The sequence below is a fragment of the Pseudomonas sp. C32 genome (assembly GCF_030417915.1).
Classification (GTDB): domain Bacteria; phylum Pseudomonadota; class Gammaproteobacteria; order Pseudomonadales; family Pseudomonadaceae; genus Aquipseudomonas.
In genome coordinates, this window is the sequence record NZ_JAUHUK010000007.1 from 183,956 (window position 1) to 196,888 (window position 12,933).

7 protein-coding genes are annotated in these 12,933 nt (G+C 60.4%); 4 read left to right on the forward strand and 3 right to left on the reverse strand.

The window, feature by feature from the left end; all coding sequences use genetic code 11:
- Positions 1-3: 3 nt before the first annotated feature.
- The 3 genes from xdhC to xdhA all read right to left on the reverse strand — a co-directional run bounded on the left by xdhC (position 4) and on the right by xdhA (position 4,847).
- Positions 4-861, reverse strand: a complete 858-nt coding sequence (gene xdhC, locus QYH43_RS10520) for a xanthine dehydrogenase accessory protein XdhC (protein ID WP_095059397.1) — start codon at positions 859-861, stop codon at positions 4-6.
- Positions 862-1,000: 139 nt separating this feature from the next.
- Positions 1,001-3,400: a xanthine dehydrogenase molybdopterin binding subunit gene (gene xdhB, locus QYH43_RS10525; protein WP_095152690.1), complete on the reverse strand. Its 2,400-nt coding sequence runs from the start codon at positions 3,398-3,400 to the stop codon at positions 1,001-1,003.
- Positions 3,393-4,847 carry a xanthine dehydrogenase small subunit gene (gene xdhA, locus QYH43_RS10530; RefSeq protein ID WP_301157024.1) on the reverse strand — a complete coding sequence of 485 codons (1,455 nt, stop codon included), beginning with the start codon at positions 4,845-4,847 and terminating at the stop codon, positions 3,393-3,395. The genes xdhB and xdhA overlap by 8 nt, the downstream gene beginning before the upstream one ends.
- Positions 4,848-5,112: 265 nt before the next feature.
- On the opposite strand from xdhA, the gene QYH43_RS10535 reads away from it, so the two are divergent.
- The 4 genes from QYH43_RS10535 (at position 5,113) to ligA (ending at position 12,900) form a co-directional block, all read left to right on the forward strand.
- The gene (locus QYH43_RS10535) at positions 5,113-5,772 is read left to right on the forward strand and encodes a GntR family transcriptional regulator (RefSeq protein WP_095059400.1); all 660 of its coding nucleotides are present in this window, start codon (positions 5,113-5,115) and stop codon (positions 5,770-5,772) included.
- A gap of 2 nt (positions 5,773-5,774) precedes the next feature.
- Complete coding sequence (gene smc, locus QYH43_RS10540) at positions 5,775-9,263, forward strand: chromosome segregation protein SMC (protein ID WP_095059401.1); 3,489 nt, start codon at positions 5,775-5,777, stop codon at positions 9,261-9,263.
- A 258-nt stretch (positions 9,264-9,521) separates the two neighbouring features.
- Positions 9,522-10,376, forward strand: coding sequence for a cell division protein ZipA (gene zipA / locus QYH43_RS10545; RefSeq protein ID WP_095059402.1), 855 nt, complete (start codon positions 9,522-9,524; stop codon positions 10,374-10,376).
- A 166-nt stretch (positions 10,377-10,542) separates the two neighbouring features.
- The gene (ligA, locus tag QYH43_RS10550) at positions 10,543-12,900 is read left to right on the forward strand and encodes an NAD-dependent DNA ligase LigA (RefSeq protein ID WP_301157025.1); all 2,358 of its coding nucleotides are present in this window, start codon (positions 10,543-10,545) and stop codon (positions 12,898-12,900) included.
- Positions 12,901-12,933 lie beyond the last annotated feature (33 nt).

The window sequence follows — 12,933 nt, forward strand, 5'->3', positions numbered from 1 at the left end:
TTGTCAGTTCGAGGCAGCTTGCTTCGACGCGTGGCTGCGGCGTGACGCGGGCAGCAGTTTGGCGATCGGTTCGGCGCTGGACGTCTGCTGGCCGAAATTCGCGTTATAGGTGGCGATGATTTCGCCGGCGATGGAGATGGCGATTTCCACAGGCAGTTTGCCTTTGACTTCGCCGATGCCCATCGGGCAGCGCATGCGTTGCACGACGCTGCTGTCGAAACCGCGATCACGCAGACGGTGTTCGAATTTCACCCGTTTGGTCTTCGAGCCGATCAGGCCGAAGTAGGCAAAGTCGTTGCGCTTGAGGATTGCGGCGGTGAGTTCGAGGTCGAGCTGGTGGTTGTGGGTCATGACAATGCAGTAGCTGCCGGGGGGCAGATCGTCGATTTCATCCACCGGTTCTTCGCTGACAATCTTGCGCACGCCGTGGGGGATCTGCTCGGGGAATTCATCTTCCCGCGAATCGATCCAGCGCACCCGGCAGGGCAGGCTGGCCAGCAACGGCACCAAGGCGCGGCCGACATGGCCGGCGCCGAACACAGCGATCTGTGCTTGCACCTGCCCCATCGGTTCGAACAGCAACACTGTCGCGCCACCGCAGCACTGACCGAGGCTGGCGCCGAGGCTGAAGCGCTCCAGATGTGTGTCCTGCTTGCCGCTGACGAGCATTTCGCGGGCGATTTTCATCGCCTTGTATTCCAGGTGTCCGCCACCGATGGTGTCGAAGGACTGGCTCGCACTGATGACCATCTTCGAGCCAGCGTTGCGCGGCGTAGAGCCAAGCTCTTCGATGATGGTCACCAACACGCAGGGCTCACCCCGGTTTTGCAGGTCGGCGAGGGCGTCGATCCAGTTGTACATAAACACCTCAACATCTCTGTTGTCTGTTCGGCCGTCTTCGCCAGCAAGCCGGCTCCTACAGGTTTCGTGTCGGTCGCAGAATCGCGATGCACCGCCTATCTGTAGGAGCCGGCTTGCTGGCGATACAGGCGCCTCGGTCTTAGAGCGAAGCCAACTCGGTTTCAGCCTCGACAGCCTTCGCCACCTTCAGCTGGCGCATTTGCTCACAGCCCCACAACACCCGCTCCGGGGTCGCCGGTGCGTCGATTTTCGGTTGATGCCTGTAGTCACCCAGGCTCGCCACGGCGTCCTTGATCGCACACCACGCGGCGATGCCGAGCATGAACGGCGGTTCACCGACAGCCTTGGAATGGAACACCGTGTCTTCCGGGTTCTTGCGGTTTTCCACCAGTTTCACCCGCAGGTCCAGCGGCATGTCCGCCACGGCCGGGATCTTGTAGCTGGCCGGGCCGTTGGTCATCAGCTTGCCTTTGTTGTTCCACACCAGTTCTTCCATGGTCAGCCACCCCATGCCCTGGATGAAACCACCTTCGACTTGACCGATGTCGATGACCGGGTTCAGCGAGGCACCGACGTCGTGGAGGATGTCGGTGCGCAGCATCTTGTACTCGCCGGTCAGGGTGTCGACCAGTACTTCGCAGCACGCCGCACCAAAGGCGAAGTAGTAGAACGGACGACCACGGGCCTGGCTACGGTCGTAGTGGATTTTCGGGGTCTTGTAGAACCCGGTGCTCGACAGCGACACTTGGGCGAAATACGCCTGCTGGATCAGCGCTTCGAAGGTCAGGATGTGATCGCGAACGCGCACATGACCGTTGTGGAATTCCACGTCTTCTTCGCTGACCTTGTAGTGACGGGCAGCGAACTCCACCAGGCGTTGCTTGATGGTTTCTGCCGCGTTCTGCGCCGCTTTGCCGTTCAGGTCGGCACCGCTGGAAGCGGCGGTCGGCGAGGTGTTTGGTACTTTGTCGGTGTTGGTCGCGGTGATCTGCACGCGGTCCATTTCCACCTGGAACACTTCGGCCACGACCTGCGCGACCTTGGTGTTCAGGCCCTGGCCCATTTCCGTGCCGCCGTGGTTCAGGTGGATGCTGCCGTCGGTGTAGACGTGCACCAGGGCACCGGCCTGGTTGAGGAAGCTGGCGGTGAAGGAAATACCGAATTTGACCGGCGTCAGCGCCAGACCTTTTTTCAGGATCGGGCTGTTCGCGTTGTAGTGACGGATCGCTTCGCGGCGCTCGGCGTACTGGCTGCTTTCTTCCAGTTCGGCGGTCATCTCCTCGAGCATGTTGTGCTCGACGGTCTGGTAGTAATGGGTGACGTTACGCTCGGTCTTGCCGTAGTAGTTGGCCTTGCGCACGGCCAGCGGATCGAGGGCCAGATGGCGAGAGATGGCGTCCATCACTTCTTCGATGGCGACCATGCCTTGCGGGCCGCCGAAGCCACGGTAAGCGGTGTTCGACGCGGTGTTGGTCTTGCAGCGATGACCGTTGATGGTCGCATCGCCCAGGTAGTACGAGTTGTCGGAGTGGAACATCGCGCGGTCGACGATCGACGCTGACAGGTCAGGTGAGTAACCGCAGTTGCCGGCCAGTTCCAGATTGATGCCGTGCAGGCGGCCAGTGCTGTCGAAACCCACGTCGTACTCGACGTAGAAGGGGTGACGCTTGCCGGTCATCAGCATGTCTTCGACACGCGGCAGGCGCATCTTGGTCGGCTGGCCGGTGAGGTGCGCGATCACGGCGCACAGGCACGCCGGGCTCGCTGCCTGGGTTTCCTTTCCACCGAAACCGCCACCCATGCGCCGCATGTCGACGACGATTTTGTTCATCGACACGTCCAGCACTTCGGCCACCAGTTTCTGCACTTCGGTGGGGTTCTGCGTGGAGCAGTAAACGATCATGCCGCCGTCTTCGGTCGGCATCACCGAAGAGATCTGGGTTTCCAGGTAAAAGTGTTCCTGGCCGCCGATGTGCAGTGAGCCCTGGATGCGGTGTTCGGCAGACGCCAAAGCAGTGGCCGAATCGCCGCGCTGATGGGTGTGGCTGTCGAGCACGAAGTGGCGTTTGCGCAGGGCCTCGACCACGTCCAGAACCGGTTCGAGATCTTCGTATTCAATGATTGCGGCCATGGCCGCCTTGCGTGCGGTTTCCAGGTCTTTCGCGGCAACGGCGATCACCGGTTGACCGACGAACTCCACGGTATCAATCGCCAGCAGCGGATCGCCCGGCAGCAACGCGCCGATGTCTTTCAGGCCCGGCAAGTCTTCGTGGGTGATGGCGATGCGCACGCCTTCGAAGGCGTAGCAGGGCGAGGTGTCGATGCTGATGATTTTCGCGTGGGCGCGGTCCGACAGGCGTGCATAGACGTGCAACTGATTCGGAAACTCCAGGCGGTCGTCGATGTACTGCGCTTCACCGGACACATGCTTGGCGGCGCTGTCGTGCTTGACGCTGCGGCCGACACCGGTGGTCAGGTCCTTGGCGAACAGTTCAGCCAGTTCGGCCTGGGTCTTCTCTACGGCGTGATGATTAGACATAAGCGGTCACCCGAGTCTCGATGTGCGGTGTTTGCAGTTCGATGAAGTATTTGCGCAGCAGGTTTTGCGCGCTCAGCAGGCGGTATTCCTTGCTTGCACGGAAGTCCGAGAGCGGCGTGAAATCTTCGGCCAGGGCGGCGCAGGCGCGTTCGATGGTGGCGTTGTTGAACGGCGCACCGACCAGCGCGGCTTCGCAGGTGGCGGCGCGTTTCGGGATGGCGGCCATGCCGCCGAAGGCGACGCGGGCTTCAGCCACTACGCCGTTTTCCAGGCGAATGTTGAAGGCGGCGCACACGGCAGAAATGTCATCGTCCAGACGCTTGGAAACTTTGTAGGCGCGGAACAGTTTTTCGACGCTGGCACGCGGCACGATGATCTTCTCGATGAACTCGCTCTCCTGACGCGCCGTGACGCGGTAGTCGATGAAGTAGTCTTCGAGCGCCATGGTGCGGCGGGTTTCGCCTTTGCACAGCACAATTTGTGCGCCAAGGGCGATCAGCAGGGGCGGTGAGTCACCAATCGGCGAAGCGTTACCGATGTTGCCGCCAAGGGTGCCCTGGTTGCGGATCTGCAAGGACGCAAAGCGATGCAGCAATTCACCAAAATCCGGGTACTCGGCGTTCAACGCCTCGTAGCAATCGGAAAGCGAAGTGGCGGCGCCGATTTCCAGGCGATCGTCGAAACGTTCGATGCGCTTCATCTCGGCGACGTTGCCGACGTAGATCATCACCGGCAGCGTGCGGTGGAACTGGGTGACTTCCAGCGCCAGGTCGGTGCCGCCAGCCAGCAGGCGGGCTTGTGGGTAGGCATCGTAAAGGTCGGCCAGGTCAGCCACGGTCAGGGGCACCAGGCAGCGTTTGTCGCCGCTGTTGAGCTCGCCGGTGTCAGTAGGCGCGATGGCTTTCAGGCGAGCGATGGTGTCGGCTTCGCGGGCGTCGAACTGATCCGGTTGCTTGGCGCAGCAGGATTGCTCGGCAGCTTCCAGGATCGGCCGGTAGCCAGTGCAACGGCAGAGGTTGCCGGCGAGTGCTTCGTGAGCCTTGGCCTGATCCGGTGCATCGCTGTTCTTTTGCAGTGCAAACAGCGACATCACGAACCCGGGAGTGCAGAAGCCGCACTGCGAGCCGTGGCATTCGACCATGGCTTTCTGCACGCTGTGCAGCTCACCTTTGTGCTTGAGGTCTTCAACGCTGATCAACTGCTTGCCGTGCAGGGACGAGACGAATGTCAGGCACGAGTTGAGGCTGCGATAGCGAATGTGTTCGCGGCCATCGTCATCCGTTTGCAACTCGCCGACCACCACGGTGCAGGCGCCGCAGTCACCGCTGGCGCAGCCTTCTTTGGTGCCGGGTTTGCCCACATGATCGCGCAGATAGTTGAGCACAGTCAGGTTCGGGTCCAGGGCGTGCTCGCTACGGAGTTCCTGGTTGAGTAAAAACTGGATCACGGAAGACCTCGCAGACTCATTATTGTTGTTAGCCGATTGGAGCTGAATTTAGCAGGTCTGACTTTTCGGTCAATGGTTTTCTGACTTAAAGGTCAGGAATGTGCAGTTTGATGGTCAATGACTCCTTTGTTCATTATTGACCCTCCTTCAATTGCCTGCTTTGTGCTTGAATCGTGCCAAAACCACCGGGCAGGCCCTGCGCCATGACGTACCAATTGCGCTACACTGCGCCGCTTGTGCAGATCGAAGAGTTTGAAGGACAACCATGACGTTCAAGGCGCCGGACAGCCTCGCCGAGCAAATTGCTCACCACCTCGCCGAACGCATCATTCGCGGTGAAATGAAGCCCGGTGAGCGCATCCAGGAACAGAAGGTCACGCTGGCTCTCAACGTCAGTCGCGGATCGGTTCGCGAGGCATTGCTGATCCTTGAGCGTCGGCACCTGATCGCCATCCTGCCGCGACGTGGCGCCCACGTGACGGAGCTCACTGCGCATAAAGTGCAAAGCCTGTGCACGCTGATGAGCGAGTTGTACATCCTGCTCGGCAACGCCGTGGCCAGTGGCTGGAAGACTCAAGCCGACATGGCGCCGTTCGTACAGATCCAGCAGCGCCTGACCGACAGTTTCGAGCGGCAGGACATCCGCACCTTCGTCGACGACAGTTTCAATGTGATGCGCGCTGCGTATCCGTTCGCCGACAATCCGTATTTGCAGGAAACCGTCGAGAATCTGCAGCCGGCCATGAGCCGCGCGTATTTTCTCGCCCTGGATCAGCGCAAGGCGTCGATGAGCGAGTATCTGGAACTGTTCGAGCGTCTGCTTGCGGCCGTGCTGGCCCGTGATATTGCACAGATCCGCGAAGTGCTGACGGCGTATGCCCAGCGCAGCTGCGATCTGGTGATCTCTGCCCTGACGGATGCTTAAGCGTGCGGCTAAAGTGCATCAAGCTCGCGGGGTTCAAGTCCTTCGTCGATCCGACCACGGTGAACTTCCCCAGTAACATGGCGGCGGTTGTCGGCCCCAATGGCTGCGGCAAGTCGAACATCATCGACGCCGTTCGCTGGGTGATGGGCGAGAGTTCGGCGAAGAACCTCCGTGGCGAATCGATGACTGACGTCATCTTCAACGGCTCCACCAGTCGCAAACCGGTGAGTCAGGCGAGCATCGAGCTGGTGTTCGATAACTCCGACGGCACATTGCTCGGCGAATACGCCGCCTACGCGGAAATTTCCATTCGCCGCAAAGTAACGCGCGACAGCCAGACCACTTACTACCTCAACGGCACCAAATGCCGCCGTCGCGACATCACCGACATCTTCCTCGGCACCGGCCTCGGCCCGCGCAGCTATTCGATCATCGAGCAGGGGATGATCTCCAAGCTGATCGAGTCCAAGCCTGAAGACCTGCGCAACTTTATTGAAGAAGCCGCAGGCATCTCCAAGTACAAGGAGCGCCGGCGCGAGACCGAAAACCGCATCCGCCGCACCCACGAAAACCTCGAGCGTCTGACCGACCTGCGCGAAGAACTGACGCGCCAGCTCGAACGCTTGCACCGTCAGGCCGAGGCCGCCAAGAAATATCAGGAATACAAAGGCGAGGAGCGACAGCTCAAGGCCCAGCTCTCGGCCCTGCGCTGGCAGGCGCTGAACGACCAGGTCGGGCAGCGTGAAGCAATCATCGGCACTCAGGAAGTTTCGTTCGAAGCGCTGGTGGCCGAGCAGCGCAATGCCGATGCGAGCATCGAACGCTTGCGCGATGGCCATCATGATCTGTCCGAGCGCTTCAATCTGGTCCAGGGGCGCTTCTATTCGGTCGGCGGCGACATCGCCCGGGTCGAGCAGAGCATCCAGCACGGTCAGCAGCGCTTGCGCCAGTTGCAGGACGATCTGAAAGAAGCCGAACGCGCGCGCCTGGAAACCGAATCTCACCTGGGCCACGACCGCACGCTGTTGCTGACCCTCGGCGAAGAGCTGGACATGCTCACGCCAGAGCAGGAAGTTACCAGCGCCGCTGCAGAAGAAGCCGCCGCTGCGCTGGAAGACTCCGAAACCACCATGCACGGCTGGCAAGAGCAGTGGGATACCTTCAACCTCACCGCCGCCGAGCCTCGGCGTCAGGCCGAAGTGCAGCAGTCGCGCATCCAGCAACTGGAAACCAGCCTGGAACGGCTGGCCGAACGGCAGAAGCGTCTCGGCGAAGAACGCGCCTTGCTTTCGGCCGATCCGGAAGACGCAGCGATCATGGAGCTCAGCGAACAGCTCGCTGAATCCGAAGCGACGCTCGAGGATTTGCAGACCAGCGAAGAAGCACAGGTCGAAAAGCTTGAGCAATTGCGGCAGGAACTACAGCAAGCGCTGTCGGCGCAACAGCAGGCGCAGGGTGATTTGCAGCGGCTCAATGGTCGACTGGCTTCGCTGGAAGCCTTGCAGCAAGCCGCGCTTGACCCTGGCACCGGCACCGCCGAATGGCTGCGCGAACAGAATCTTGCGAATCGCCCACGCCTGGCTGAAGGCCTGAAGGTTGAAGCAGGTTGGGAGCTGGCGGTGGAAACCGTGCTTGGCGCCGATCTGCAAGCGGTGCTGGTGGATGATTTCAAAGGTTTTGATCTGGCCGGGTTCACCCAGGGCGACCTGCGTTTGCTCAGTCCGGCTGGCGATGGCGTGCGGGTGGCGGGCAGCCTGCTCGACAAGGTCGAGGCCCAGATCGATCTGTCGCCGTGGCTGGGGCAGGTCAAACCGGTCGACAGTCTCGAGCAGGCCCTGGCGTTGCGCGCTCAATTGACCGCCGGCCAGAGCCTGATCAGTCGCGATGGTTATTGGGTCGGTCGACATTTCCTGCGGGTGCGTCGAGCCAGTGAGGCCGAAAGCGGTGTGCTTGCCCGCGGTCAGGAAATCCAGCAGTTGGGGCTTGAGCGCGACGAGCGCGAAGCCACCGTCGAAGCCCTGGAAACCCAGCTTCAGAATCTCAGGGCGCAGCAGCGTCAGCAGGAAAACGGTCGCGAACATCTGCGTCGTCTGCTGCAGGACGAAGCGCGTCAGCAAGGTGAGCTCAAGGCGCAATTGTCTGCCGGTAAAGCCAAGGCGGAACAGTTGACCTTGCGTCGCACACGTCTCGACGACGAGCTCGTCGAGCTGGACGAACAGCGTGCGCTGGAACACGAAAACATCGGCGAAGCGCGCCTGCAATTGCAGGAGGCCCTCGACAGCATGGCGCTGGACACCGAGCAGCGCGAATTGCTGCTGGCCCAGCGCGACAGCTTGCGCGAACGTCTGGACCGGGTGCGTCAGGAAGCGCGGCAGCACAAAGATCACGCGCATCAATTGGCGGTGCGCCTGGGCTCGCTCAAGGCCCAGCACGATTCGACGCGTCAGGCGCTGGAGCGCCTGGAGATGCAGTCCGAACGCCTGACCGAAAAGCGCGAACAGCTGAGCCTCAATCTGGAGGAGGGCGAGGCACCACTCGAAGAGCTGCGCCTGAAACTCGAAGAGTTGCTCGACAAGCGCATGACCGTCGACGAAGAACTCAAGACTGCACAGATCGCCATGGAAGACGCCGACCGCGAACTGCGCGACGCCGAGAAGCGCCGCAGCCAGGCCGAGCAACAATCCCAACTGATTCGCAGCCAGCTCGAAACCCAGCGCATGGAATGGCAGGCCCTGACCGTGCGCCGCAAGGCGTTGCAGGACCAGTTGCTGGAAGACGGCTACGACTTGCACGGCGTGCTCGCCACGCTGACCGCCGAGGCCAACGAGAAAGACGCCGAGGAAGAGCTCGAGCGCATCGCCGCGCGGATTGCGCGCCTTGGTGCGATCAACCTCGCGGCCATTGACGAGTACCAGCAACAATCAGAACGTAAACGTTATCTGGATGCACAGAACGACGATCTGGTGGAAGCCCTTGAAACGCTTGAGAACGTGATTCGCAAGATCGACAAGGAAACCCGTAACCGTTTCAAAGATACCTTTGATCAGATCAATGGCGGTTTACAGGCGCTTTTCCCAAAAGTTTTCGGTGGCGGGCGCGCGTATTTGGAACTGACGGGCGAAGATCTACTCGATACAGGGGTAACGATCATGGCGCAGCCGCCAGGTAAGAAGAACAGCACCATCCATTTGCTCTCCGGTGGCGAAAAAGCCCTGACCGCATTGGCACTGGTTTTTGCGATCTTCAAGTTGAACCCGGCGCCGTTCTGCATGCTCGATGAAGTTGACGCGCCACTGGATGACGCTAACGTTGGACGCTACGCACGGCTGGTAAAGGAAATGTCGCAAACGGTGCAGTTCATCTACATCACCCACAACAAGATCGCCATGGAAATGGCGGAGCAATTGATGGGGGTGACGATGCACGAACCGGGTTGTTCGCGATTGGTTGCCGTGGATGTGGAGGAGGCGATGGCGATGGTGGATGCCTGAGTCGAGGCTTGCAGGACGATTGTGTATGGTCTGTAGGACTTGTTTACGGGTATCGACTTGCTGGCCAATCGACATATTCGCGTAAGCCGGGGCTGTAGACGGTGTAAAGTTGCCTTTGGTCGTGCTAGTTTAATGTCAATTTTTCGTATACGTGGCACAAAACGCCTGTCAGAACATAGGGTTGGCGCCACGTTTTAAAGCGGTTTACAGGCTGTAAACCCCTTATTTTTCAGCATTTTTATAGAGGCACGGGATTACATGGAAATCGGTCTGCGCGAGTGGCTGATCGTCATCGGCATTATTGTCATTGCCGGTATTCTTTTCGATGGCTGGCGCCGTATGCGCGGTGGCAAGGGAAAATTGAAGTTCCGCCTTGATCGAAACCTGTCCAACCTGCCGGACGAGGACACCAGCGCTGAGCTGTTGGGCCCGCCGCGTGTGCTGGATACGCATAAAGAGCCGCAACTGGACGAGCACGATCTGCCGTCGGTGAGCATGCCTGCCCGTGAGCCTCGCGAGTCGGGCTCCAAGCGCGGCAAGCGGGGTCACAGCGAACCTTCGCAGGGTGACATGAACCTCAGCCTGGATCTGGACGGCGGCCCGAGCTTCAGCAGCCGTGACGACGATTTCCCGGATGACACCAAGGCTTCGCCATCGGTCGGCGAAAAAGATCAGCCGCAAGCTGAAGAAGTCCTGGTGATCAGCGTGATCTGCCGTGACGCGGCAGGCTTCAAGGGCCCGGCGCTGTTGCAGAACATTCTGGAGAGTGGTTTGCGTTTCGGCGAGATGGACATTTTCCATCGGCACGAAAGCATGGCCGGCAACGGCGAAGTGCTGTTCTCCATGGCTAACGCGGTCAAGCCAGGCGTGTTTGACCTGGACGACATCGACCACTTCAGCACGCCGGCCGTGAGCTTCTTCCTCGGTCTGCCGGGTCCGCGTCATCCGAAGCAAGCGTTTGACGTGATGGTGGCAGCGGCGCGCAAATTGTCCCAGGAGCTGAATGGCGAACTGAAGGACGATCAGCGCAGCGTACTGACTGCCCAGACGATCGAGCACTACCGTCAGCGCATCGTCGAGTTCGAACGTCGTGCACTGACCCAGAAGCGTTGAATTTGGACGTGTGTGGGCATGACTGCCACGCGCTGTAGGAGCCGGCTTGCTGGCGATGCGGACTTGAAACCGCCATCGCCGGCAAGCCGGACTCCTACAATGAATCTGCGCCGCATCAACAGATTGAGCAGCCTCGGCTGCTCTTTTGCATTATGAGAGAACACCCATGACTGCCGCCGAAAACCGCGTTCTAGCGCTGCGCGCCGAGCTTGATCAGCACAACTACCGTTACCACGTCCTCGACGAGCCGAGCATTCCGGACGCCGAGTACGACCGTTTGTTCAACGAGCTCAAGGCCCTCGAAGCGGCCAATCCCGACTTGATCACCAGCGACTCGCCGACCCAGCGAGTGGGCAGCGCGGCGCTGTCGGCGTTTACCCAGGTGCGTCATGAAGTGCCGATGCTCAGCCTCGGCAACGCCTTCGAAGAAACCGACATGCGCGAGTTTGATCGCCGGGTGACCGAAGGTCTGGATCTGCCGGCCGGCGACCTGTTCGGTGGTGGCGCAACGGTTGAATACAGCTGCGAACCCAAGCTCGATGGCCTGGCGGTCAGCCTGTTGTATCAGAATGGCGTATTGGTTCGTGGCGCAACGCGGGGCGACGGCACGACCGGCGAAGACATCAGCGTCAACGTGCGCACCGTGCGCAATATTCCGCTCAAGCTGCATGGCACGGGCTGGCCGCAAACCCTGGAAGTGCGTGGCGAAGTCTTTATGTCCAAGGCCGGTTTCGAGCGGCTCAATGCCACGCAACTGGAAGTTGGCGGCAAGACCTTCGCCAACCCGCGCAACGCGGCGGCAGGCAGCTTGCGTCAGCTGGACTCGAAGATCACCGCCAATCGTCCGCTGGAATTCTGCTGCTACGGCATCGGCCAGGTGTCGGCGGACATTGCCGATACGCATATCGGCAATTTGCAGCAGCTCCAGGCCTGGGGCATGCCGATCAGTCATGAGCTGAAACTGGCCAATGGCATTGATGAGTGCCTCGATTATTATCGTGACATTGGTGAGCGCCGCAACGCGCTGCCCTATGAAATCGACGGCGTGGTGTTCAAGGTCAACAGCATCGCTTCCCAGCGTGAGCTGGGCTTTCGCGCCCGTGAGCCGCGTTGGGCCATCGCCCACAAATTCCCGGCCATGGAAGAGCTTACCGAGCTGCTGGATGTGGAGTTTCAAGTCGGTCGCACCGGTGCGGTGACGCCCGTGGCACGCTTGAAGCCGGTCAAGGTTGCCGGTGTCACCGTGGCCAACGCCACGCTGCACAATATGGACGAAGTGGCGCGTCTCGGTCTGATGATCGGCGACACGGTGATCATCCGTCGTGCCGGTGACGTGATTCCGCAAGTGGTGCAGGTGGTCATGGATCGTCGTCCGGAAAATGCCCGGCCGGTGCAGATTCCCGAGCAATGCCCGGTGTGCGGTTCCCATGTCGAGCGCACACAGTTGATCAAGCGCAGCAAGGGTCGCGAGACCGTCAGCGAAGGCGCGGTGTACCGCTGCGTCGGCCGCCTGGCCTGCGGCGCGCAGCTTAAGCAGGCGATTATCCATTTCGTTTCCCGTCGCGCCATGGACATTGAAGGCCTGGGCGACAAGAGCGTCGAGCAGTTGGTGGATGAAGGTCTGGTCAGTTCGCCGGCCGATCTGTATGCCTTGAAATTCGAAGACATTGTCGACCTGGAAGGCTTTGCCGAACTGTCGAGCAAGAAACTGCTCAGCGCCATCGAAGACAGCAAGAAACCGGGACTGGCGCGCTTCATCTATGCCCTCGGGATTCCCGATGTCGGTGAGGAGACGGCCAAGGTCCTGGCCCGCTCGCTGGGTTCGCTGGAGCGCGTGCAGCAGGCGCTACCGCAAGTGCTGACGTACTTGCCGGATGTCGGCCTGGAAGTCGCGCATGAGATCCACAGTTTCTTCGAAGACACGCACAACCAGCAGGTGATCGCGGAACTGCTCAAGCATGGTTTGCAGATTCAGGATCAGGGTGAGTTGGGTGCCGAGTTCGCGGCCAGTACCACCCTGGGTGGTTTCCTCGACAAGCTGCACATTCCATCGGTCGGGCCGGGCGGGGCTCAGAAACTGGCTGACCGCTTCGGCTCGCTGCAAGCAGTGATCGGCGCAGACTGGCTGGACATGCGTCAGGCGCTCCCGGAGAAGCAGGCCAATTCGGTGCGCGAGTTCTTTGCGGTCGAGGAAAATCGTCAATTGGCCGAAGCCGCCGAGAAGCAACTGGCCGATTTCGGCATGCACTGGCTGAGCGAAAAGAAAGTCGTCGAAGGCCTGCCGCTGGCCGGGCAGACCTGGGTGTTGACGGGTTCGCTGGAATTGATGAGTCGCGATATCGCCAAGGACAAGCTCGAAAGCCTGGGAGCGAAAGTCGCCGGCTCGGTTTCTGCGAAAACCCATTGTGTTGTTGCCGGGCCGGGAGCGGGGTCGAAGTTGACCAAGGCCAGTGAGCTGGGGTTGAAGGTGCTGGATGAAGAGGCGTTTGTGGCGTTTTTGAGCACGCACGGTATTACCGTGTGATGCCCTACAGATCTACGCAACCCTTGTAGGAGC